Source organism: Cytobacillus sp. Bac17 (assembly GCF_024519925.1).
GTDB classification, from domain to species: Bacteria; Bacillota; Bacilli; order Bacillales; family Cytobacillaceae; genus Cytobacillus; species Cytobacillus pseudoceanisediminis.
The window spans coordinates 61205-83593 of the sequence record NZ_JALJRC010000023.1; the positions used below are offsets into that span (position 1 = coordinate 61205).

Here is a 22389-nt window from a genome sequence, read left to right on the forward strand (position 1 = left end):
TTTTGCCGGCATGAGAATAAGAGTGTGCTTCCAGGTGCAATTGTCTTGCCCGGTTGCAATATCTACCAAAATCGGCGGGGGATTTCCGCCGGTTTTTTTAAAAATTTATGGGCAGACGTCTGACCTTTCTATTGGCAGAATGAGTTTTTTTTGATAAAATACTGCTTGTGGCTCACCCGTACTTTTTAGTGATCACTCTTAACTGAGGGAGATGTATACGGGGAGAGCGGGTAGGGAGAGGGCTAATTGAATAGATAGGTAGTATATATGAATAAGTGGTTTAACCAGCTTTTTCAGCTTGATTCAAATGGAACAACTGTAAAAAGGGAGGTTATGGCTGGGGCAATCGGCTTTTTTACGATTGTTTATATTATCGCAGTTAACTCTCTAATTCTCTCTGAAGCAGGAATTCCGCTGGAGGCAGCCATTTTTGCAACCATTATAACATCGGTTGTCGGCTGTTTGATTATGGGGTTTTGGGCAAATGTACCGATTCTCCTTGTGCCTGGAATGGGAATTAACGCTTTGTTTTCCTATACAATGGTCCAATCGATGGGCTTATCCTGGCAGGAAGCATTGGCTGTTGTCTTTATATCTGGTCTGATCTTTGTATTCGTGGCTTTTTCGCGATTCGCAAAGACATTAAGCGAATCGATTCCACATTCACTTAAAGAAGCAATAACAGTGGGACTCGGACTTTTCTTGATGCTGATCGGACTTGAAAAGGGCGGAATCGTTGAAAAAGGGACAAACTCCATTATTGCTATGGGTGAGCTTGGAGACCCGCAAGTGCTTGCAACCATCTTAACGTTCCTGCTTGCCATTATTTTATTTATGCGCAATGTGCCTGGCAACTTTTTGATTACTGTTGTAGCAGGAACATTGATAGCATGGGCTTTTGGGCTGATTAATGTGCAAAGTACCGAGGAAAAGCCGTTTGCTCTTTCCGATTATATGGAAGTATTTGGATCGATGTCATTCGATAACTTACTTTCCGTCACTTTTTGGATTGCCATTTTTTCATTGACAATGGTTCTTGTCTTTGAAAATATCGGATTAGTTCACGGTCATGTTGGTTTTATTAATAGGCCGGAACAGTTTAAGCGTGCTTTTCAGGCAACTTCGGTTTCTGCATTATTGTCAGGAATTTTTGGGACAAGCCCGACTGTAGCAACGGTTGAAAGTGCAGCGAGTATGGCTGCCGGCGGACGTACAGGATTGACAGCAGTCACAACTGGATTCCTGTTTATGCTATCCGCATTCTTTATCCCTGTTATTAAATTGATTCCCAACAGTGCAATTGCGCCTATTCTTATCATTATTGGCGGACTGATGCTTCAAAACATCCGTAATCTTGACTTAAAGGATATGAGCGAAAGCTTTCCAGCTATCTTTATCATTGCCATGATCCCGTTCACGTATAGTATTGCGGACGGCATTGCCATTGGATTTATTCTTTATCCAATCTTAAAGATTTCGATTGGCAAAGCAAAGGAAGTTTCATTTGCATTGTATGTCATAGCTGCTTTATTTTTATTCAACTTTGTTTTTCATGTCATTAGTTAATATAGATATATTGGGATGCCCTATTTGGGGCATCCTTTTTCTTTTTTCTTAACAAAGAAAACTGGTGAATTTTGTATAAAAATATAAAAATTCTTTTTGTTCAACAAGTTTCGATACACGAGTTAATATAGGTCTATAGTAATATGGGGTTTTCGGACGTATGTCAATGGAAGTGTTTGTAGCAAGGCAGCCGATTTTCTCCTAAAAAATATACCGGCAAACCGGGCTAATATGTTAGCCGCTGTGCTATTATAGATATTTTTTCTGCGGCTTAATATATCTTTTCATTTCTGCGGCCATATTCCTTTTAGCAGATACCGGAATGTCTGCCTGGGAAAGGTCCTCGGGGAAGGGAAAAATCCCATAGTCATTAAAACGGACCCGGATAATCCCTTCATATACAATTGTATTTTTAAAAAATGCCGTTGTTTCTACAAAGGCATTTTTTTCATTAATAACGCTGCCAAACTCTTCGATCCGCTGGATGAAAAATTTAAATGTATAAAGATCAGTATTAATATCGGCCACTTCCCTAAATGACGGAATTTATCAATTTTCTAATTAGTTAATAATATAATAGGGAAAACAATTATTGAATAATAAATGCTTTTATGGCACTCTTATTTATAAGTTGGGCTACAAATGGTTTGGAGGTATTATTATGAACATTGAATTGCTGAAATGTCATGGATCAGGAAATGATTTCTTTATAATAGATGAAATTTCCCATACGTATAATTTTACAGAAGAGAATCGTGCTGAGCTTGCCAAAGCAATATGTGACCGCAGCACTGAACTTGGTGCAGATGGAATTCTTTTCGTATTAAAAAGCGAAAAAGCAGATGCAAGGATGCGTGTTTTTAATCCGGATGGATCAGAAGCATCAATGTGCGGAAATGGATTAAGATGCGTTGCCCGTTATGTATGTGAACTTCTTGGTCTAAAAGAAGCCATCATTGAAACCATGAAAGCGGATTTGCAGGTAAAAAAGCAAGAGGACATCTTTGAGGACATTCCAACTTATCTTGTTGAAATATCACCTGTTTCATTCGATTTGAAGGATCTTCCTTTAGTTCTCGATAAAGATACTATAATTAATGAAAAAGTCAGCGGGATCTCAGAGGAATTAGCTTTTACGGCCTTAGCAGTCCCTAATCCCCATTTTGTTTCCATTGTGGAGAAAGAGCAAATTACATCTGACCTGCAAAAAAAGATCAGTGAATATTTGAACGGGCCGAATGATTTCTTTCCTGATGGAGTAAATGTCAGCTTTGTAAAGCCGCTAAAAAAAGGGCATATTTATGTAAGGACATTTGAGCGGGGAGTAGGATTCACCAATGCCTGCGGTACAGCCATGTCCGCTTCAACACTTGTCACTTGCATGAATGGGCTGAATAAAATCGAAGAGCCTGTTGAAGTATACAATAATGGCGGAAAAGTGCGCTGTGTAGTTCATGAGAAGAATGGCAGGCAGTCCATTGATTTAATTGGGAATGCCAGCTATGTTTACCGCTGTGAAGCGGAAATCAATATGGAAAAACCGCAAGAGTTCACCCTATCCCAGAAAGAAGAACATACTGGAGAAATTAAGCAATATGCTAAACTTCAGGAATATGCCCAAGCGGTACTTAAAGAATGGATGTAGGATAAGGCATTGGCCTTATCCTTTTTTGTTTTCCTGTTTTAAAAAATCGAGCACTGGAGAAAAGGGCTGATTTTCCTTTGTCTGAAAATAAGAACTGAATGGATCGCCATCGCTGTTTACCCTTTTTATAAGATTGGTTATCTGAAACCGCTCCATTGTGAGTTTCTCATTGACTTCCTCCCAAAACAGAGGAGCAGCAACAGTTGCTGCTTTATTTCCTCTTGCTGAATAAGGGGCAATGATCGTCTTGCCTTCTGCATGCTGGATATAATCCACATAAAGCCGGCCTCCGCGATTTTTCTTTAATCTTTCTATTGTAAAAGAATCGGGATCTTTGGAAATTAGATACTGGGCAATAAATTCGGTGAACAGCCGAGTATCATCAAAGCTATAGGTATTTTCCTGCAGCGGGATATAGATTTGCAGACCTTTATTCCCGGATGTTTTGACAAAGCTGATTAATTTCAGCTGATCAAGCACCTCTTTAATCAATATTGCAGCTTTAATGGCAAGATGAAAAGCGTCCCTCGAAGGAGGATCTAAATCAAACACTATTTCGCTGGGACCATTGCTGTAAATGGTCTTAAATGGGATATGATATTCAAATGCAAGCTGGTTGCCAAGCCAGAGCAGTGTTTGAAGATTATTGCAGACAATATAATTGATGCCTTCAGACATTTCAGTTTCTACAAAATCCGGTGCGTAATCCGGGCAATTTTTCTGGTAGAAAGGCTCAGCAAAGATCCCATGCGGGTAGCGGATTACAGTTAAAAGCCTTTTCTTTAAAAATGGCAGCATATATGGAGCAATCTCTCTTAAAAAGTGAATGTAATCAATCTTTTGAATAGCTGGTGTTTCCCATAATGGCTTATCTGGATGGGTGATTTCTATTTCGGGAGGCAGGTTTTTCTGCTGTTGTATAAATTTCTCATAAGTGCAGGCATCAGGCTTCAAATCGAAACGAAACTGGTGAAAATGCGGTTCGCGCATTTGATCCTCATAAATCTCCAGATATTTAACTTCCACACATATTGCTGGTTCTACATAAATGAATTGGCTGTTTTCATCTGTTTTATTATCTTTGATGATTTGGAATAAGGCTTGTTTTTCATCGGGCTTCAACCCAAAAAGAAACTGTCCGATTGCTATGACAGCATCCCCCTGGAATACACCAGCATAAAAATAGCCATTTGATTTTTCATATGCAGTGATAAAGCAGTTAACGTATTTCCAATTCTTGAATTTTAGCCATAAAGATGATCTCTTTCCTTCTTCCCATTTATTCTTCAACTGCTTTGCCACGATTCCTTCACCATCATGCAGGACAATTTTTTCCCAAAGTTCATTAAAGCTGCGGTATGGAGGGATTAATTGTATCAATCTCGGATCCTTCTCATCAGGTTTTAAGGGCATATTACAATCCTTAAACAAAGCTTCCAGTTCTGCTTTTCTGGTAAAGTACTCTTTATCGGTCATTTTTTTGCCTTTTACCATCAAAATGTCAAAAATAAGAAGACGGCATGGCGCAGTTTTTGCCTTCTCTTGAATTTTCTTTTCAGACCTCATCCTGCCCCTGACCTGGATGGACCCAAAATGGGCTTTATAGGCATTCTCCAGAAAGACTAATTCTCCATCTAGTGTAAGTGGAAGGTATGATTCGAATTTATCTTTGTTTTGCTCTAAAAAATCCTTAATTTCCGGGAAAATATGTAATAAAGGCTTATCATTCCTGCTTGTCAGTCTGGGTTCCTTGTCCAAGTGCAGGATTGCTCTAAAACCATCATACTTCGCTTCAAAGAGCCATTCCTTCTCTTCCGGAACATCAAAAGTTAAGGTTGGAAGCATTGGTCTCATTCAATTTGGCCTCCTTTACAATCGTTACTATAGTTTTGGCCATTGCCGCTAAAACTACTCAGTTTCCAAATGTTTTAGCGTATCTCCCTTTTTATTAATACACAAGTTATGAGTACTACATCTAATAAGAATGGGAGTTTGACTATGCATACAATGTGGAAAGGAAGCATCAGTTTTGGGCTGGTGAATATACCAATCAAGCTGCACTCGGCTACAGAAGATAAGGATATAAAGCTGAGAAATCTTCATAAAGAATGTCATTCGCCAATTAAATATGAGAAAACATGTCCTGTTTGTGAAGTAGAAATTAAAAACGAAGATATTGTAAAAGCTTATGAATACACAAAAGGAAAGTTTGTCGTTTTAGAGGATGAGGATTTAGAAAAGCTTAAACAGGAAAATGAGGATAAAGCTGTCGAGATTGTGGACTTTGTAAAAATACAGGAGATTGATCCGATTTATTATAATCGCACATATTATATGTCTCCAGGGGACGGAGGAGGAAAAGCCTATTCCCTTTTAAGAAAAGCGCTGGAGACGTCAGAAAAGGTAGGTTTGGCAAAAATCATTATTCGATCCAAAGAACAGCTGGCTGTGGTCCGGGTATATGAAAACACTCTTGTAATGGAGACCATTCATTACCCTGATGAAGTGCGTAAGGCTGCGGATGTGCCAAATGTACCTGCAGAAGACAAAGTGACAGATAAGGAAATCGATACTGCCATTATGCTGATTGATCAATTAACCACTGAATTTAAACCCGAGAAATATAATGATGACTACCGGACAGCTCTTTTGGAGCTTATCGAAGCAAAACGTACTGGCAAAGATATAGTCACACCGGTCGAAAAAGAACCTGCAGCCAATGTAACCGACCTTATGGCTGCCCTGCAGGCATCAATTGATAAAACCAAGCCTGCTGATGCAGAAACAAAGAAAAAACCGGCAGCTAAAAAGAAACGTGCTCCTGCAAAAACAAAAGCAAAAAAGCAGGCTTAATAGAAATAAAACCGACTTTGCTTTTGCAAAATCGGTTTTTTACTGGAGCTATTTTTTTGAAGAAAAGTCTTCAAAAAATGTTCCGTTTATCAAAGTTAGTGGTAATCCTATAAATAAAAAGGATTTGTTTAAATGAACAGGAAAAATTTAACATCAAAAAATATCATCTACTTAACGTTGGCAGCTGCAATTATTGGCGGATTTGTGCTGCTTTTTATTGAAATAGTGGACGAATTGAAGGAAAATGAGCTAATTCGATTCGATGAAGCTGTGATTCAGTATGTACAGGCCTTTATTTCTCCCCGGCTCACGGAGTATATGAGCGTGATTACTTTTTTGGGGTCGGTAAAATGGCTGGCTTTTTCTGTAATTATGGCGGTCGTGCTTTTGTTTATATTTAAAAAGAGTTCACTTGCATGGTTCATGGTTCTTTCATCCGGTCTTGGATCACTTTTCAACTTGCTGCTGAAATGGATTTTCAAAAGAGAACGACCGGATATCAGACCTCTGATTGAGGAGCAGGGATTCAGTTTTCCGAGTGGCCATTCAATGGGATCTTTTATTTTTTATGGCTCGCTGGCCTATATGATCATCCATTTGGCAAAAAGAAAACGATGGAAGACTGCATGGACAGTGATGCTAGGCTGTTTTATCATCATGATTGGGTTAAGCCGCATCTATTTAGGCGTTCATTTTCCCAGTGATGTAATAGCTGGATTCGCAGCCGGAGGTGCCTGGCTGACAATAATGATAATTGGATTCCGCTATTATGAGTACCGCAAAAATGTATAATGGGTATTGAGAAATGCGCAGTTTCTTTATAACATAGGGAAATAACAGATACAGGAGTGGGAACAATGAATCAAAAAATTTTGCCGGCATCTTCAAACATGAAAGAATTTGAAAAGTTCCTGAAAAGCCCCTATGACATTGGTGTATTTCTCGATATGCACATTTCGCAGCTGAAGAATGTTTCGCAGATGGCAAAAGCACATAACAAAAAAATGATTTATCATGTTGATCTGATTCATGGCTTGAAAAGCGATGATTATGCCGCTGAATATATATGCCAGGAATTTAAGCCTTACGGGTTAATTTCTACTAAATCCAGCGTCATCCTGAAAGCAAAGCAAAAAGGAGTGATCGCTGTCCAGAGGATTTTCCTCATCGATTCTCACGCGCTTGAAAAAAGTTATAAATTAATCGAGAAAACCAGGCCGGACTACATAGAAGTTTTGCCGGGAGCCATGCCATGGATGATAAAAGAAGTAAATGAACGTTTGAACACCCCCATATTTGCTGGAGGACTCATCCGATCAGAAGAAGAAGTGAAGAATGCGCTTGGTGCAGGAGCAGCTGCCATTACAACTTCGAAAATAGAATTATGGGAAAGGTTTTCATAAAAATGTTCAAGGAAAGTTTGACAACGTTTTCATAGACTTGTATACTCGGTTTAACAAGTTAATTTATGTGTCGGAGATTAGGAGATTCACACAGTTTAGCCATTAATGGCTTAATCTGTCGTGAATCTCCTTTTTTGTTTCCGATCACCCAAAACGGAAAGGGGATTTTCAGATGTCTGCTTTTATGGGAGAAATAATTGGAACGATGATCTTGATTGTTTTTGGAGGAGGCGTTGTTGCCGGAGCGAATTTAAAAAAGACTTTCTCTTTCAATGGAGGGTGGATTGTTATCACCATTGCCTGGGGACTAGCTGTAACGATGGGGATTTTTGCTGTAGGATCGATTAGCGGGGCACACTTGAATCCTGCTGTAACAATCGGGTTTGCGCTTAGCGGGGATTTCCCTTGGGCAGACGTGCCTGGCTATATTCTGGCTCAAGTCCTGGGAGGTTTTTTGGGAGGGGTTATTGTATTCCTTCACTATCTCCCGCATTGGAAAGAAACAGAAGACCAGGGTGCTAAACTTGCTGTTTTCTCAACCAGTCCTGCGATTCCCCATACATTTTCAAATTTATTAAGTGAAATGATTGGGACGTTTATTCTTGTACTGGGATTGATGTTTATTGGGGCAAATCAATTTACAGAAGGCTTAAATCCGATAGCTGCAGGCCTTCTGATTGTTGTAATCGGAATGTCGCTCGGAGGGACAACTGGCTATGCGATTAATCCGGCTCGAGACCTGGGACCGCGAATTGCTCATTTTCTTCTTCCGATTGCAGGAAAAGGGAAATCAAACTGGGGGTATGCATGGATACCGGTAGCTGGTCCAATCCTGGGGGGATTAATGGGTTCCGCATTCTATCAAGTGATGTTCGATGACAAAGCTTCAGGCATGTTATGGGCAGTGCTCGGTGTTAATATAATAGTATTAATTCTTTCATATATTTTTGGCAAAAAACAGCCAGGGGAAGTTGATTCTTCTAAAGTGGCTGCATAAATAAAATAATGAACAAGATTGGGAGGAGTCATTTGTGGACAAATATATTTTATCATTAGACCAGGGGACTACTAGTTCGCGTGCTATCCTATTTAATAAAAAAGGGGAAATTGTGCACACGGCGCAAAAAGAGTTCACACAGCATTTTCCAAAGCCTGGCTGGGTTGAACATAATGCAAATGAAATATGGGGTTCAATTTTATCGGTGATTGCAGGTGTTTTTTCGGAATCCGGGATTAAACCAGAGCAAATTGCCGGCATTGGCATAACAAATCAGAGGGAAACAACTGTTGTTTGGGATAAAGAAACGGGAGTCCCGATTTATAATGCGATTGTCTGGCAGTCAAGGCAGACAAGCGAAATTTGCGATGAATTGAAGGAAAAAGGCTATAACGATCTATTCAGAGAAAAAACCGGTCTCTTAATAGATGCCTATTTCTCAGGAACAAAAGTTAAGTGGATACTGGATCATGTGGAAGGGGCAAGGGAAAAAGCCCAACAGGGCAAATTATTATTTGGAACCATCGATACATGGCTAATCTGGAAGCTATCGGGAGGAAAAGCGCATGTGACCGATTACTCCAATGCGTCCCGCACTCTAATGTTTAATATCCACGAACTTAAATGGGATGAAGAGCTGCTGAACATACTCGGAGTCCCGAAAGCGATGCTGCCTGAAGTGAAGCCATCTTCCGAAGTGTATGCTAAGACAATTGACTATCACTTTTTCGGCAAGGAAGTACCCATTGCCGGAGCAGCGGGTGATCAGCAGGCAGCGCTATTTGGACAGGCATGCTTCGAGAAAGGAATGGCTAAGAATACTTACGGAACCGGCTGTTTCATGCTAATGAATACAGGTGAAAAAGCGGTACAATCTGAACATGGACTTCTAACTACCATTGCCTGGGGACTTGAGGGGAAAATTGAATATGCATTGGAGGGCAGCATTTTTGTTGCGGGCTCTGCCATTCAATGGCTCCGTGATGGAATGAGGATGTTAAAGGATGCAAAGGACAGCGAAAGCTATGCAAAAAAAGTGGACTCGACAGATGGAGTGTATGTGGTTCCGGCTTTTGTAGGTCTAGGGACACCATATTGGGACAGTGATGTAAGGGGTGCAGTATTCGGAGTCACAAGGGGAACGTCCAAAGAGCATTTTATCCGTGCGACACTTGAGTCACTTGCGTATCAGACAAAAGATGTTCTATCTGCCATGGAAGCGGACTCAGGCATTAAGCTTAAGACGCTTAGGGTTGACGGAGGTGCCGTGAAAAATAACTTCTTGATGGAGTTCCAGTCAGATATTTTAGAGGTGCCGGTAGAAAGACCGACAATTAATGAAACTACTGCGCTTGGTGCAGCTTACCTTGCTGGATTGGCTGTCGGGTTCTGGAAATCCCAGGAGGAAATTGCTGAGCAGTGGGCAATTGATCAATCATTTCATCCATCGATGGAAGAAAAAGTCCGTGCAGGTCTTTATCAAGGCTGGAAAAAAGCAGTCAAGGCAGCAATTGCATTTAAATAGTCAGAAGAAAGTTTTATACACAAATCATATCTTTTTATGTTATAATAAGATTAAGTTAATAGTTCGGCAGGAGATGCGGAGAGACCACAAAATCATTATCGGGTAAGCGATAATGTATTTTGTGGTCTCTTTTTTATTCCCTGCTTTTAAAGGGTAGTTATAACTACTAGCCTTTTCGACAAGGAGGAGACAACAATGATATTTTCTAATTTAAATCGTACTGAAATGATAAAAACACTGACAAAGGAAGAATTTGATGTTCTGATTATTGGCGGCGGCATAACGGGAGCGGGAATAGCTCTGGATGCAGCAGCACGGGGAATGAAAACAGCACTCGTCGAAATGCAGGATTTTGCAGCCGGAACTTCCAGCCGTTCAACAAAACTGGTTCACGGCGGATTAAGATATCTTAAACAATTTGAAGTTAAGGTGGTAGCGGAAGTCGGCAAGGAGCGGGCAATCGTATATGAAAATGGGCCACATGTGACTACACCGGAGTGGATGCTGCTTCCGATGCATAAAGGAGGCACATTTGGAAAGTTCTCAACTTCTATCGGACTTAGAGTTTATGACTTTCTTGCAGGCGTCAGAAAGTCTGAACGCAGAAGTATGCTCAATGCCCAGGAAACATTATCAAAAGAGCCGCTTGTAAAAAAAGATGGACTTAAAGGCGGCGGTTATTATGTAGAATACCGCACAGATGATGCCCGACTTACAATAGAGGTAATGAAAGCTGCAGCAGAAAAAGGCGCTATGCCTGTTAACTATTTGAAGGTCGAAAAACTTTTATATGATGAACAAGGAAATGTATGCGGAGCTGCAGCTGCAGATCAGCTGACAGGCGGGGTTCATGAAGTTAGAGCAAAAAAAGTCATCAACGCAGCAGGTCCCTGGGTTGATTCCATCCGCGAGAAAGACGGATCAAAGAAAGGAAAGACCCTGCGTTTGACTAAAGGTGTTCATTTGGTAATAGACCAATCCAAGTTTCCGTTAAAACAGGCTGTATACTTTGATACACCTGACAAACGGATGGTATTTGCCATACCGAGAGATGGTAAGACCTATGTAGGAACAACAGATACATTCTATAATTCTAATCCTGTAAATCCCAAAATGACTGCAGGTGACAGAACATACATCATTAATGCCATTAACTTTATGTTTCCTTCTGTGAAGATAGTGGAGGATGACATTGAATCCAGCTGGGCTGGTGTTCGTCCGCTTATTTGGGAAGAAGGAAAAGATCCTTCCGAAATATCACGCAAAGATGAAATTTGGGAGTCGGATACTGGTTTGCTGACGATTGCAGGTGGGAAACTGACCGGGTACAGGAAAATGGCCGAAACCATTGTTGATTTGCTTGCTGAAAAATTCAAACAGGAATCAAATAGAACATTTAGCGGAAGTATTACAAAAACATTGCCTATTTCAGGAGGAAATGTAGGAGGATCATCCAAATTTCAGGAATTCGTCAGGTTTCAGACTGAAAAAGGAACAAGTATTGGTTTATCAGCGGAACAGTCCAGGCACCTTGTTAAAATGTATGGATCTAACGTCGGTATCATTTTTAATATGATTGAGACGAAAAGGAGTGAAGCTGAGAATTATGGCTTGCCGATTGTATTATGGGCAAAGCTGAAATATGCAATTGAACATGAAATGGCTGCCACCCCTGTAGATTTTTTTAACCGCCGAACAGGAGCGCTGCTTTTTGATATTGAAACGGTAAGAAACTATCAAAAGCAAGTAATTTCATATATGGCTGATGCATTTAAGTGGGATATAGCTGCAGGAAATAATTTTGAAAACCAGCTGAACCAGGAACTCAGTTTTGCGGTAAAGCCGGCAGATCAGGACTAAAGCTCCCCAATTGGGGAGTTTTCATTTTTTAGGAGTATTTTCTTTAACAAAAGGGACATTCCATTGGCATATTATAGATTAGATAGGTAGCGGAGGTGGCTTATGTACAATGTTCTCATGTTTGTTGACTCGGGGGTTGATGATTCACTTGCCCTAATGTATGCCCTTCAGCATCCCGAGATTAATCTAGTAGGTGTAGTCAGCGCTTATGGCAACATAACCAAAGAAGAATCCATCAATAATACTGCATATTTACTGAAACTTGCAGGCAGAGAGGACATTCCCATTATAGCAGGGGCGAGCGGGCCATTATCCGGTGAGACCGCTGTCTTTTATCCTGAAATACACGGGGAGGAAGGCCTCGGGCCCATTCAGCCTCAGGAGAATTTCATCAGCAAAATAAAGGTATATGACATAAACAAAATTATAGAAATTGTAAATGAATACAAAAATGACCTTGTGATCGTTGGAGTTGGAAGGCAGACAGATTTGGCATTGCCGCTCATTCTGTATGGAAAGGATGCATATAAAGATGTAAATGCATTCTATTTAATGGGCGGTGCGTTTTTAGTTCCGGGAAATGTAACACCAGAGGCTGAGGCGAATTTTTACGCTGACCCCATTGCAGCGGATTCAGTGCTTGAAAAAGCAAAAAACATCTATATATTTCCCCTAAATGTAACAAATAAAGCGATTATCAGGCCTGAAACGATTGATTTTATTGCAGATAATACTCAATCGCCTTTTAAAGATCTAATCAAACCTGCTTATGATTATTATTATGAGGCTTATCAAAAGCTTGTCCCGGGAATTAAGGGTGCACCTCTTCATGATGTTCTTGTATTAAGTGTTCTCACAAATCCTGATCTTGCCAAATATGTAAAACGAAGAGTGAGAATAGAACAGTTTGGAAAGGCAAAGGGTAAAAGCATAGCTGACTTTAGGCCGGTGCCCGAAGTTGATCCGCCCGAAACACTTGATAATATAGCGATGGAGTTTGATCTGGAACGTTTTGTTATTGATTTTATCGAGGTTTTCCTTGCTCAGAAAAATCAGAAATAGCTTTTGACACTCAGTGTTAAAAGCTTTTTTATTTGGTGTTGAAGGGGAAAGGAAAGTTGGCATAGAATGTATTAACATGGAAAACATTTGCAGTCAGGGAAGGTTTCTTCAGACAAGGAAGAATGGCAATAATTCCATTTAGTTTCGGCATACATTATCAAAATCAAATGGAGGCTTTCAAATTGCTAAAAAACAAGAAATTAAACAGGTTTCTTTCAATTCTGGGAATGGTCATAGCTATTGCCATAGCATATAGTGTACTTGTCTTTTTAAATAAGGATGAATCCAAGGTTCAAAAAACCTCAGCAAATGCGGAGACATCTGAACAGGGATTAATGTACGATGATTTAGGGGACTTCATTGCCTCCAATCATACTTTTTATAATGAAACACTTGGATGGGGAAGAGATCGTAAAGTCAGCTGGCCAAAACAAAGAGATCAGGCTGAATTAATCGTAAATTCGCTTAAAAAAATATCAGCTGAGAATGAGGATTTGCAGACTGACCTGGGCACAATAACACGGCTGGCAGAAACTGTGCAGTCGGGCACTAAGGATAAGGAAGTTTTAATTAAATTGCACCGATATTTTCATGATCTGGATATTGGATTTAATGGCTATAAAGACACAACCGATTTTTTTGATGTAACAGAGTATAAAGGAGAAGGCTAATAAGCGGGTGACAAGTTATTTTCTTGACACTTTACCGTAAATAAGATAACATAGTGATTGAAGTATTTGAGGTATATTGTTGAAGTCGTTAATTCACTTGGATTGTTCGGCAGCCGAACCTTCTTTTTTTGTGAAACTGCGGCTTTTTATTATGTTTCATGCTCTTTAGGATTTTGAAAGAGTAAGCATGTGTTTGTAATTAAGAATAATTTGTGTGGACAGCTTAATGCTGAATTTTCTTCTTAATCATCTTCTATAAACCAGACACTTCTCCGTATTTTTACTTCAGTAAGTTTCTTACCATTTAATATTAAAATCTCAGAGAGCATCTAAGTCGGAAAGAATTCCGACCAACCTGATTCCCACTGGCGCGGTCTAGGAGCCGCAAGGATGGAAGAGAGGCAGGGCTTTCATTGTTTTAGGTAATAACTAATTAACTCAAATATATCATTTATAAGGACAGTATTTGCTGTCCTTTTTTATATATCTCGCAAAAAAACACGAACGTTTGAATAAGTTTCAGTTTAATTATTTGTGTTTTTGTGGTATGATGTATTCATTAGAATAGCTTTTCAAAATCGCAGTGACTGACGACAATGCGGAATGAACCGCTGGGGAGCTGCGTCTATGTATAGCCGGTCGTCTGGGCAGAGATAAGGGATACCCTTGTCTCTTTTTTTCATAACAAAATGGAAAAGCCCGTCAGCCGAATAGGTGCTTTTCCTATAGGAGGAATATGCATGGAAAAAAAGATTATTCTTGATGGAATTGTTGTGGCAAAACATGTGAAAGACCAATTAAAGGATCGAATTGAAGAATTGAAGGGGAAGGATACCGTCCCTTGCTTAGCCACAATTTTGGTGGGAGATGACCCTTCCTCTGAAACGTATGTACGGATGAAGGGGAATGCTTGTGAAAAACTTGGCATATTATCAAAACGTATTCATATGTCAAAGGATACAACAACACAAGAACTATTAGAGAAGATTGCAGAATTAAACAATGATCCTTCTGTACATGGAATCCTTCTACAGCATCCCGTACCAGGACATATAGATGAACGAAAAGCTTTCGAAGCTATTGCTATTGAAAAAGACGTAGACGGTGTTACAAGCCTTGGATATGGACAGACCGCATTCGGTTTTGGTGAATATCCATCCTGTACACCTGCAGCTATTTTGGAAATTATGGATTTCTATAAATTGAGTGCTGAAGGTATGCATGCTGTAGTCGTAGGCAGAAGCCCAATCCTTGGCAAGCCGGTCTCTGCCCTTTTACTCAATCGAAACGCAACAGTCACTACCTGCCATTCATATACCAAAAATCTGCCCCAAATTGTAAAGCAAGCTGATATTGTAATAGCAGCTGTAGGGAAACCTAACTTTATCAAGGGTGAATGGATTAAAGAAGGAGCTATTGTCCTTGATGCCGGATATAATGAAGGAAATATTGGGGATGCAGAGTATGAAAGCTGTGCTGAAAAGGCGTTTGCCATTACCCCCGTACCTGGAGGAGTTGGACCTGTTACGATTTCCATGCTTTTGAAACATACTGTTCATGCTGCAGAAAAAATCGCTGAAATACAAGGGAAGCATAAATAGTTCATTTATCCCTAAATAAAAATTGATCTTTAAAAGGATTGACTTATAACTGGGTGTCGTTTATTATTAGGTTAACGCTGTAAAGTTCGTTATATACTTTTTGGATAAGTAGTCGTAGCTGCAAAGAAATGTAGGCGATCGTTCATCCTCATTTCTGCAAGCTGCGACTTTTTTATGTTTAAGTTTATATGGTACATTATAGTGAAAAACAATTTATTGGGAGGCAACACAAATGAACACAGGTAAAGTTAAATGGTTTAATGCAGAAAAAGGTTTCGGATTCATCGAATCTTCAGAAGGTCAAGATGTATTCGTACACTTCTCCGCTATCCAAACTGAAGGTTTCAAAACTTTAGAAGAAGGTCAAGACGTAACTTTCGAAATCGTTGAAGGTAACCGTGGACCTCAAGCTGCTAACGTAACAAAAGCATAATTTTGCTTAAAATGAGGTGATGCATGTCTAATCATGCATCACCTTTTTATGTTTGCTTATCCACTTTGTAGCCTTCAGCATTCCTCAAAACAGATCTTCTGTAATAACTGCTTTTAGGAATATGTATTTTTCATTTCACCCAATTAAAATACTTCACTTACAAAAAGTTTAAAAATAGTGCAAACGGAAATGTAAAAAAGAGATACAAACTGGAAAGCCTAGTAAAGTGTCCATGTCTTTATACAAAAAACAATCTTTCAGTACCTAATAAGATTTGCAATTCAAGGAGGAAATTATATTTTGACAACTTTTTCAGATTTTGGCTTAAGTAATGAAATAGTAAAAGCCCTTTCCAATATGGGCTTCGAGGAACCAACACCAATTCAGGCACAGGCAATTCCAATCGGAATGAAGGGGAAGGACATGATTGGCCAGGCGCAGACTGGAACTGGAAAAACCACTGCTTTTGGTGTGCCGCTGTTAGAGCAGATTGATTTAAACGAAGGTATTCAAGGTCTAGTCCTTGCGCCAACACGGGAGCTTGCTGTACAGGTGGCAGAAGAATTAAACCGTATAGGACAGGTAAAAGGAGTCCGGACACTTCCTGTTTACGGTGGTCAGGATATCACCCGCCAAATCCGTGCGCTTAAAAAGCACCCGCATATTATTGCTGCTACACCGGGAAGGTTAATTGATCACATTGAAAGAAAAACAATCCGTTTAAGCAACATCAAGATGGTAGTTCTGGATGAAGCGGATGAAATGCTTAATATGGGCTTCATCGAGGACATTGAAAGAATTTTAAGTGAAATTAAAGGTGAGCGCCAAACCCTTCTTTTCTCAGCAACAATGCCAAAAAGAATTCAGTCTCTTGCTGAAAAATTCATGCAGGAACCAGAAATGGTTAAAGTCAAAGCGAAAGAAATGACTGTTAAAAATATTGAGCAGTACTATATGGAAGTGCATGAAAAACAAAAATTTGATGTGCTTTGCAATCTGTTGGATATTCAGTCACCTGAACTGGCTATTGTGTTTGGAAGGACTAAAAAGCGTGTAGATGAAGTGGTGGAAGGTCTTATCAAGAGAGGCTATTCGGCTGAAGGAATTCATGGTGATATTCCCCAGGCGAAAAGAGATCAGGTTATCCGCCGTTTTAAAGAGCAGACAATCGACATAATGGTAGCCACTGACGTTGCTGCACGAGGTCTGGATATTTCAGGTGTTTCCCATGTTTATAACTTCGATATCCCGCAGGATCCTGAAAGCTACGTTCACCGGATTGGACGTACTGGGCGTGCCGGAAATAAAGGGCTGGCAATTACGTTCGTTTCTCCAAGAGAAATTGACCACCTAAAAATAATTGAAAGTGTTACAAAAAGCAAAATGGCGAAAAAGCCTGTTCCTTCCTTTAAGGATGTTGTTGCAGGCAATCAGCAGGCGACTATTAATAAACTTATGGAAGTTATTGAAAAAGAAGAACATGCAGACTTCAAGAGAGTGGCGGAAAGCCTTCTTGAAGATACAGATTCTGTTACTTTGCTTGCTGCAGCCATCAAATTGCTGACTAAAGGTCCTGATGTAACACCGGTTAAATTAACTGCGGTGGAACCTATCCGTGTCAGAAAACCTAAAGGTGATCGCGGCGGAAGAAGATTCAACGACAGGTCCAGAGGCGGCAGCCGTGATAGAAGAGATTTTAAAGGCGGCCGGGACAGACGCACTAAAAACCGCAGCAGCAATAAGGGATAATACGGTTTAAAATCCAAGAGAAAATGGATATATTGATTTTTTTCGGTACTTTTTGAACATTTTATTATAAAATTAGAGGAATTTACCCATATTAGTAAATGCAGGGTAAAAAATCACTCTGTGAGTTATAGATATTAGGAGGAAATTTACATGGCAACAGGCAAAGTAAAATGGTTTAACTCAGAAAAAGGTTTTGGTTTTATCGAAGTTGAAGGCGGAGAAGATGTATTTGTTCATTACTCTGCAATCCAAACAGAAGGTTTCAAAACCCTTGATGAAGGCCAGGAAGTTAACTTTGACATAGAGCAGGGCCAGCGTGGACCTCAAGCTGTAAATGTAACAAAGTTATAATTAGTTGATAAGAGGGTCCCTATTAAGGGGCTCTTTTATTTTTGGGGTAAAATAGGGTATAAAAGTAAGAAGGAAGGAATGATAGTGATCAAAATCCTTATTCTGTCTGATACCCACATGCCAAAGAAGTCAAAACAGCTCCCTGATATACTTCTGAATGAACTTCTCAGCTGTGAATTAATTATTCATGCAGGTGATTGGCAGAGCGTCGAACTGTATTATGAATTAAAACAATATGCACCTGTTGAGGGGGTATATGGAAATACCGACAGTGATGAAATTTGCTCCATTCTTAAGAAAAGAGTACTGCTTAAAATAGAAGGTTTTAAAATTGGGGTTGTCCATGGGCATGGAAAGGGAAAAACAACTGAAAAAAGAAGTATAGAAGCATTTGATAAGGAAAATGTTGATGCTATTATATTTGGGCATTCACATATACCGATAAAGAAACTCCATAATGGAATAATACTGTTTAATCCCGGGTCTCCGACAGATAAGCGCAGGCAGCCGAACTATTCGTTCGGCACCCTGGAAATTTCAGATGAGATGACATTCAATCATGTTTATTTTGATTCAAAGGAATAAAACGTGTTTCAAACCTTGAGTGTGTTTAGATCATATTCGTAATAATCTTGTGTGCCGTATGGTTCAAAGCCGCATGATTTGTACAATGAAAGTGCATGGTCATTTTCTGCAGCTACTTCTAGATGCACCCAGCTAACTCCCTTGCTGTGCTGCAGATTAACAACATTTGTAAGAGCGCCCCTGCCGATTCCTTTCCCCTGAAAAGAAGGATCGACAGCAAAGCCGTAAATCCACGCAGCATCTTTTTCTGTTTGAATTCTGATTTTGCCGGCTTTTTGGCTTTTGTATTCAATGATAAAAGTCCTCTCATTTTTGCAGGCAAAGATTTTTTTATTAAAAACCTCTGCTTCGTCTTTGGGGATATCAAAGCATGCAGTATCCAGATGATTAATGAATGCAAGGTCACTGCTGACTGCTTGCCGCATAGTTACTTCAGAATTTGCTGTTCCGATTTTTTTGGTTTTATGGCGCTTCATTTGATACTCGGAGAATGAATAGGTGCAGGGTAATGATTTAATATAACCTTCTGCTGATTGGGAAGAGGCTGGAGCATTAATAAGTAATTTGCGTGCTTGGGCCAATTGTTTTACTGCCTCATTGAACAAGCTGGAAAAGATGCCTTTTCGTCTATGATTAGGATGAACCATTCCGCATAATTCAACCGGACCTCCGAAATTATATAGAGCAAGGTAACCTAATAAATTCCCGCTATTATCATAATGGAAATAGTCATTTTCATCGTCGGCCCTTGACTTCAAGGTATCCCAATTTAATTTTAATTTGATATTGCCCGTTTCTTCGCAAATTTGCTGTAGAGAATGAATATCGTTTAATTGTTTTTTTGTCAGCACTCAGGCGGCCTCCTAGATAAAAGAAATAATAAACCAATATTATAAGAAAACGGTTCATGCGAATAGTCCTAAATTTCAATCTATTAGCTTTGGATTGAAATTATGTAAATAAATATAGCAATATGTTAGGATTGTATGGAAAAAGGGGGAGAATCAATGAAGAATTTCACAGTGATGTTCCATAAGGAAGATAATATACAGCCGATGGCTGTTCAAAAATTAAATGAAAATGACTTTGAAGTATACACAGAAGGCGGCACAAGGCATTTATTTGAATTGAACTCTAATGTTGGCTATTTTATATTTTTTGATGCTATTGATAAGGAAGGGAAGGAGTCTTACCTGGTTCTTCAATATGAAGGGGAGTCGGAAGAACCCAGTGCATGCTTTGCTTTTGAATTAAAAGATTTCTATCAATTCACCGCTCTTTATCTGAATGACCTTGATTTTAATGAAGGAAATAATGTGGATAGGGAAGAAGAAGCTTATACACCGATACAGCATTTGGCACATTTAATGTATCACATTATTGAAGAGGGTAAAAAAATTCAGTGATAAAATAAAAGAGCAGGTTCTCCTGCTCTTACTCTTGTGCTTGAGAAAGGTTCTCTCTGCAGAAAGCAGAAACTTTCTTTTCTTCCACTTCATCCAAAGCGAAATCCAATATGTTTCCTGAATGACTTTCGACAAAATGATAATTAAGAATCCTCTCATCTTCTCCATTTTTATAATAAAGGACCCTTAACTTAATGCCATTCTCTGAATATAATTCATCGTCTTCATCTACATCGATATCTAAAAAGTATTCGTAGCGGTCACCCGTTAAAATGCCGGTAGGATCCTGTATGTACTCAATAGTATAACTTGTAATATCCATGGTCTTCACCCTTTCTTTCGCTGCTGTACATGTCATTATACACTTTTCCCAGATTGGTTTAATAGTATTTATCAATTTTTTGCCGTGTTTCTAAGGCTGCAGTGTAAGTTTAGAACTTTTTGACAGCGCCCTTTAAATATGTTATACTAATTTTAGTTAAAAGAATATAATATTGCCCATAAACACTTGTTATATAGAGCCAGTGGTTCGTCACTTTATATAGCAAGTGATTTTTATTTTGGGTAAGGGTCTTACTCTTTGGGAGGTGCCTGATTATGGCAATGGGATTTGGCAGAAAAAATTTGGAAGAAATCAAGGTTGAAGAAGTGAAAATCTGGGAGTGTACATCTGAGTCTTGCAACTGCTGGGTAAGGGACAATTTCAAAAGCAGCCAGGTACCTATTTGTCCGATTTGCAAAAGTGAAATGGCAGAAACGACTAAAGAATTGCAAGTCGTTAACAATAACAGCATCTTTTCTAAATAATTGTAAGGGCGATGACATCGCCCTTTATTTTTTTGCTGATTTTTTCTATTACGCTTGCAAGCTCATCAGATCTTAGAAATTCAATAGTGGAAAGCTTTTTTAAACTTAATACTTCCAGATTCAATAAGCAGTACATAACGTCCATTTACTTTAGCTATAGGAATCGTTTCCCTGAAATCTGAAGGAGCCCGATCACGGATACGTTGTCCATCCTTTAACTTAAGCTCAATCTATGGAGAATGTTCGATAATTTATACGGAAGCTTCAATTACCTGGTCTGTTGAATCTCCCTTTTTGGACTGGCTGCCCCAATTTCCATGCTGCTTTCCGATTGTTCTCTTCTTCGCTATCAGACTGGAATGCTCTTCTATATGTTCTTGTACCACCGAGTCGTTTGCAATTTTAACAATTTCCGGCAGAGCTCTTTGCAAGCTCACCATCCTAAAAATCCTTTATTGCACTATTCTCATATTTCTCTGAATCGGGAGTCTGAAAGTGTTTAGAGTACTTCTCGGCATTTTCCCCTTTCCCTCGACCTGTACAACAAAAAATGACAAATAACTAATTTCAAAATCCATACATTTCCCCTTTTTCTTCATCTTTAACTTTATAATAAATCTTACATCTAATTGCCCTTCGTTCAATGTTGAGTATATGTTTTTCCATGATGAACAAAATAATGGAAACGCGCTAAACTGGATGTGGAAGAATGTCAAATTTGCTTTGGTTTCTTGGATTAGTGCTTATCAGCATAGGTCTTATTTATATAACTTATATTAGAACTGAATTTCGGCATAATCTGGCGGTTTATTTCTTTGTTATGGGACTTTCTTTTTTAATGGAATACATTGTATTAATTTTAGGTGACGCATACTCCTATTACCCGAAATTATTTTCTATCCAGTGGTATGATGATGTTTTTGGCTCCAGTATATCTCAGGCTTTTTTTATTCCTAGTGTACTAATGGCAATAGCTGCTTTTAGAATTCGCTTCAGATGGATTGCTTTCATAATCGCCGCGATATATGGAATAGAAGAGCTGTTTCTCTGGCTGGGCATCTATCAGCACAATTGGTGGAAATCTTGGTTTACCACGATTATCTTGTTTGCTTCAGTTTTTATTATAAAATGGTGGAGGAATAGAGTTGAAGATCCCACTTTTTTTATACAGTTTATAACCGTGTATATGGCCATCACCACAATTTTTCAGGGTATATCTTTTGGTTTGACGTCTATCCTGGGAACCCATCAGTATAACATTGGGTGGTTTGTATCACCTTATCAGGACCATATAGCTTTCAGTGTTCTGGTTTGGATTATCTATGCACTGCTGCTGACCATTATCATAATAAAATATTTTCGATTTAAATGGATGGCCTTGATATTTTTTGCCGATTTAGCTTTTCAGTGCTTTATGGTGAAAATGGACATTCTAGAAATAAGCACTTTTTGGAATCCTATTTACTTCAGTATGATACTTATGCTATTGCTGATGCTAATCAGGAAATTAAATAACTATATGTTTCCGTCAATCTGAAATCCATACTTTAAGAATTGTTATCTGATGATCCAAAGAAAAAACTGGAATAAAATACCACGAATAAAGCGTTGACCTGAAGCACTGGCGGTGCTATTATTTAAGAACAGCTTTCACAAAATAACTGATTGAAATTATTTTTAAAATGTTGTTGACGATGAAGGTTGTAAGTGATATGATATAAAAGTTGCTTTAAGAGATGGCAACTTGAAAGATTGATCTTTGAAAACTGAACGAACAAAAACGTCAACGTTAATTCTTTAGTCTTTTTTGAAAAGACAACTTATGAGCTTAATCAACTCTTATATGGAGAGTTTGATCCTGGCTCAGGACGAACG

At 39.1% G+C, this 22389-nt stretch carries 25 protein-coding genes, 1 pseudogene and 1 riboswitch; of the genes and pseudogenes, 18 read left to right on the forward strand and 8 right to left on the reverse strand.

Features of this window, described 5'->3' with window-relative positions:
* The first annotated feature begins 267 nt into the window (after nucleotides 1-267).
* Complete coding sequence (locus NR125_RS21720; RefSeq protein ID WP_009332521.1) at nucleotides 268-1566, forward strand: NCS2 family permease; 1299 nt, start codon at nucleotides 268-270, stop codon at nucleotides 1564-1566.
* A gap of 249 nt (nucleotides 1567-1815) precedes the next feature.
* Here the strand turns inward: NR125_RS21720 and NR125_RS21725 are convergent, their stop codons facing one another.
* Nucleotides 1816-2094, reverse strand: a complete 279-nt coding sequence (locus NR125_RS21725) for a hypothetical protein (RefSeq protein WP_009332520.1) — start codon at nucleotides 2092-2094, stop codon at nucleotides 1816-1818.
* Between the two features lie 133 nt (nucleotides 2095-2227).
* Between NR125_RS21725 and dapF the strand changes: the two genes are divergently transcribed.
* Nucleotides 2228-3211 carry a diaminopimelate epimerase gene (dapF, locus tag NR125_RS21730; protein ID WP_009332519.1) on the forward strand — a complete coding sequence of 328 codons (984 nt, stop codon included), beginning with the start codon at nucleotides 2228-2230 and terminating at the stop codon, nucleotides 3209-3211.
* A 15-nt stretch (nucleotides 3212-3226) separates the two neighbouring features.
* Here dapF and NR125_RS21735 read toward each other — a convergent pair whose 3' ends face one another.
* A complete protein-coding gene (locus NR125_RS21735) occupies nucleotides 3227-5065 on the reverse strand; it encodes a DNA ligase D (RefSeq protein WP_071157313.1) in 1839 nt (612 codons plus the stop codon).
* 144 nt (nucleotides 5066-5209) lie between these two features.
* Between NR125_RS21735 and ku the strand changes: the two genes are divergently transcribed.
* The 13 genes from ku (at nucleotide 5210) to NR125_RS21800 (ending at nucleotide 18301) form a co-directional block, all read left to right on the forward strand.
* A complete protein-coding gene (gene ku, locus NR125_RS21740) occupies nucleotides 5210-6064 on the forward strand; it encodes a non-homologous end joining protein Ku (RefSeq protein ID WP_009332517.1) in 855 nt (284 codons plus the stop codon).
* A 132-nt stretch (nucleotides 6065-6196) separates the two neighbouring features.
* Nucleotides 6197-6856, forward strand: a complete 660-nt coding sequence (locus NR125_RS21745; RefSeq protein WP_009332516.1) for a phosphatase PAP2 family protein — start codon at nucleotides 6197-6199, stop codon at nucleotides 6854-6856.
* Between the two features lie 65 nt (nucleotides 6857-6921).
* Nucleotides 6922-7467 carry a glycerol-3-phosphate responsive antiterminator gene (locus NR125_RS21750; RefSeq protein ID WP_019379659.1) on the forward strand — a complete coding sequence of 182 codons (546 nt, stop codon included), beginning with the start codon at nucleotides 6922-6924 and terminating at the stop codon, nucleotides 7465-7467.
* A gap of 172 nt (nucleotides 7468-7639) precedes the next feature.
* Complete coding sequence (locus NR125_RS21755) at nucleotides 7640-8464, forward strand: MIP/aquaporin family protein (protein WP_019379658.1); 825 nt, start codon at nucleotides 7640-7642, stop codon at nucleotides 8462-8464.
* A 34-nt stretch (nucleotides 8465-8498) separates the two neighbouring features.
* A complete protein-coding gene (gene glpK, locus NR125_RS21760) occupies nucleotides 8499-9989 on the forward strand; it encodes a glycerol kinase GlpK (protein ID WP_009332513.1) in 1491 nt (496 codons plus the stop codon).
* A 195-nt stretch (nucleotides 9990-10184) separates the two neighbouring features.
* Nucleotides 10185-11849: a glycerol-3-phosphate dehydrogenase/oxidase gene (locus NR125_RS21765; protein ID WP_009332512.1), complete on the forward strand. Its 1665-nt coding sequence runs from the start codon at nucleotides 10185-10187 to the stop codon at nucleotides 11847-11849.
* A gap of 102 nt (nucleotides 11850-11951) precedes the next feature.
* Entirely contained in the window at nucleotides 11952-12911 is a 960-nt protein-coding gene (locus tag NR125_RS21770; protein ID WP_019379655.1) for a nucleoside hydrolase, read from the forward strand.
* A 182-nt stretch (nucleotides 12912-13093) separates the two neighbouring features.
* On the forward strand, nucleotides 13094-13582 hold the full coding sequence (locus NR125_RS21775) for a hypothetical protein (RefSeq protein ID WP_256816122.1): 489 nt from the start codon (nucleotides 13094-13096) through the stop codon (nucleotides 13580-13582).
* 573 nt (nucleotides 13583-14155) lie between these two features.
* A riboswitch (ZMP/ZTP riboswitch) is annotated at nucleotides 14156-14238 on the forward strand.
* A gap of 84 nt (nucleotides 14239-14322) precedes the next feature.
* Nucleotides 14323-15183 (forward strand): bifunctional 5,10-methylenetetrahydrofolate dehydrogenase/5,10-methenyltetrahydrofolate cyclohydrolase, encoded by an 861-nt coding sequence (locus NR125_RS21780; RefSeq protein ID WP_009332509.1) that lies wholly within the window; start codon nucleotides 14323-14325, stop codon nucleotides 15181-15183.
* Nucleotides 15184-15415: 232 nt separating this feature from the next.
* Entirely contained in the window at nucleotides 15416-15616 is a 201-nt protein-coding gene (locus NR125_RS21785; RefSeq protein ID WP_009332508.1) for a cold-shock protein, read from the forward strand.
* A gap of 300 nt (nucleotides 15617-15916) precedes the next feature.
* Nucleotides 15917-17365: a degradosome RNA helicase CshA gene (gene cshA / locus NR125_RS21790; RefSeq protein ID WP_019379653.1), complete on the forward strand. Its 1449-nt coding sequence runs from the start codon at nucleotides 15917-15919 to the stop codon at nucleotides 17363-17365.
* Between the two features lie 150 nt (nucleotides 17366-17515).
* Complete coding sequence (locus NR125_RS21795; RefSeq protein WP_009332506.1) at nucleotides 17516-17716, forward strand: cold-shock protein; 201 nt, start codon at nucleotides 17516-17518, stop codon at nucleotides 17714-17716.
* A gap of 78 nt (nucleotides 17717-17794) precedes the next feature.
* Entirely contained in the window at nucleotides 17795-18301 is a 507-nt protein-coding gene (locus NR125_RS21800; RefSeq protein ID WP_009332505.1) for a metallophosphoesterase family protein, read from the forward strand.
* 8 nt (nucleotides 18302-18309) lie between these two features.
* On the opposite strand, the gene NR125_RS21805 is transcribed toward NR125_RS21800, so the two are convergent.
* The gene (locus tag NR125_RS21805; protein ID WP_256816123.1) at nucleotides 18310-19152 is read right to left on the reverse strand and encodes a GNAT family N-acetyltransferase; all 843 of its coding nucleotides are present in this window, start codon (nucleotides 19150-19152) and stop codon (nucleotides 18310-18312) included.
* 156 nt (nucleotides 19153-19308) lie between these two features.
* On the opposite strand from NR125_RS21805, the gene NR125_RS21810 reads away from it, so the two are divergent.
* Nucleotides 19309-19707, forward strand: a complete 399-nt coding sequence (locus NR125_RS21810) for a hypothetical protein (protein WP_019379651.1) — start codon at nucleotides 19309-19311, stop codon at nucleotides 19705-19707.
* Nucleotides 19708-19735: 28 nt separating this feature from the next.
* Here the strand turns inward: NR125_RS21810 and NR125_RS21815 are convergent, their stop codons facing one another.
* Nucleotides 19736-20065: a DUF6509 family protein gene (locus tag NR125_RS21815; RefSeq protein ID WP_083805676.1), complete on the reverse strand. Its 330-nt coding sequence runs from the start codon at nucleotides 20063-20065 to the stop codon at nucleotides 19736-19738.
* Between the two features lie 239 nt (nucleotides 20066-20304).
* Here NR125_RS21815 and NR125_RS21820 point away from each other — a divergent pair, with 239 nt between their 5' ends.
* Nucleotides 20305-20514 (forward strand): cold-shock protein, encoded by a 210-nt coding sequence (locus NR125_RS21820; protein ID WP_009332501.1) that lies wholly within the window; start codon nucleotides 20305-20307, stop codon nucleotides 20512-20514.
* Here NR125_RS21820 and NR125_RS21825 read toward each other — a convergent pair.
* The 4 genes and pseudogenes from NR125_RS21825 to NR125_RS21835 form a co-directional block, all read right to left on the reverse strand.
* The gene (locus NR125_RS21825) at nucleotides 20507-20659 is read right to left on the reverse strand and encodes a hypothetical protein (protein WP_009332500.1); all 153 of its coding nucleotides are present in this window, start codon (nucleotides 20657-20659) and stop codon (nucleotides 20507-20509) included. The two genes, NR125_RS21820 and NR125_RS21825, sit on opposite strands and share 8 nt — an antisense overlap.
* Nucleotides 20595-20744 carry a DUF3898 domain-containing protein gene (locus NR125_RS29960; RefSeq protein ID WP_157380201.1) on the reverse strand — a complete coding sequence of 50 codons (150 nt, stop codon included), beginning with the start codon at nucleotides 20742-20744 and terminating at the stop codon, nucleotides 20595-20597. Before NR125_RS29960 ends, NR125_RS21825 begins: the two co-directional genes overlap by 65 nt.
* 21 nt (nucleotides 20745-20765) lie before the next feature.
* Complete coding sequence (locus tag NR125_RS21830; protein ID WP_009332499.1) at nucleotides 20766-20945, reverse strand: hypothetical protein; 180 nt, start codon at nucleotides 20943-20945, stop codon at nucleotides 20766-20768.
* A gap of 13 nt (nucleotides 20946-20958) precedes the next feature.
* A pseudogene (locus NR125_RS21835) lies at nucleotides 20959-21092 on the reverse strand (DUF3900 domain-containing protein); the annotation flags it as partial.
* Between the two features lie 131 nt (nucleotides 21093-21223).
* Between NR125_RS21835 and NR125_RS21840 the strand changes: the two are divergent.
* On the forward strand, nucleotides 21224-22051 hold the full coding sequence (locus NR125_RS21840) for a hypothetical protein (protein ID WP_009332498.1): 828 nt from the start codon (nucleotides 21224-21226) through the stop codon (nucleotides 22049-22051).
* Nucleotides 22052-22389 lie beyond the last annotated feature (338 nt).

Coding starts and splice junctions, on each gene's coding strand:
- NR125_RS21735 (WP_071157313.1), bottom strand. CDS start 5,065: ATGAGACCAATGCTTCCAACCTTAACTTTTGATGTTCCGGAAGAGAAG.
- NR125_RS21795 (WP_009332506.1), top strand. CDS start 17,516: ATGGCAACAGGCAAAGTAAAATGGTTTAACTCAGAAAAAGGTTTTGGT.
- NR125_RS21810 (WP_019379651.1), top strand. CDS start 19,309: ATGAAGAATTTCACAGTGATGTTCCATAAGGAAGATAATATACAGCCG.
- NR125_RS21770 (WP_019379655.1), top strand. CDS start 11,952: ATGTACAATGTTCTCATGTTTGTTGACTCGGGGGTTGATGATTCACTT.
- NR125_RS21825 (WP_009332500.1), bottom strand. CDS start 20,659: ATGGACGTTATGTACTGCTTATTGAATCTGGAAGTATTAAGTTTAAAA.
- NR125_RS21785 (WP_009332508.1), top strand. CDS start 15,416: ATGAACACAGGTAAAGTTAAATGGTTTAATGCAGAAAAAGGTTTCGGA.
- NR125_RS21780 (WP_009332509.1), top strand. CDS start 14,323: ATGGAAAAAAAGATTATTCTTGATGGAATTGTTGTGGCAAAACATGTG.
- NR125_RS21800 (WP_009332505.1), top strand. CDS start 17,795: ATGATAGTGATCAAAATCCTTATTCTGTCTGATACCCACATGCCAAAG.
- NR125_RS21765 (WP_009332512.1), top strand. CDS start 10,185: ATGATATTTTCTAATTTAAATCGTACTGAAATGATAAAAACACTGACA.
- NR125_RS21750 (WP_019379659.1), top strand. CDS start 6,922: ATGAATCAAAAAATTTTGCCGGCATCTTCAAACATGAAAGAATTTGAA.
- NR125_RS21820 (WP_009332501.1), top strand. CDS start 20,305: ATGGCAATGGGATTTGGCAGAAAAAATTTGGAAGAAATCAAGGTTGAA.
- NR125_RS21745 (WP_009332516.1), top strand. CDS start 6,197: ATGAACAGGAAAAATTTAACATCAAAAAATATCATCTACTTAACGTTG.
- NR125_RS21815 (WP_083805676.1), bottom strand. CDS start 20,065: ATGACATGTACAGCAGCGAAAGAAAGGGTGAAGACCATGGATATTACA.
- NR125_RS21755 (WP_019379658.1), top strand. CDS start 7,640: ATGTCTGCTTTTATGGGAGAAATAATTGGAACGATGATCTTGATTGTT.
- NR125_RS21840 (WP_009332498.1), top strand. CDS start 21,224: ATGTCAAATTTGCTTTGGTTTCTTGGATTAGTGCTTATCAGCATAGGT.
- ku (WP_009332517.1), top strand. CDS start 5,210: ATGCATACAATGTGGAAAGGAAGCATCAGTTTTGGGCTGGTGAATATA.
- dapF (WP_009332519.1), top strand. CDS start 2,228: ATGAACATTGAATTGCTGAAATGTCATGGATCAGGAAATGATTTCTTT.
- NR125_RS21720 (WP_009332521.1), top strand. CDS start 268: ATGAATAAGTGGTTTAACCAGCTTTTTCAGCTTGATTCAAATGGAACA.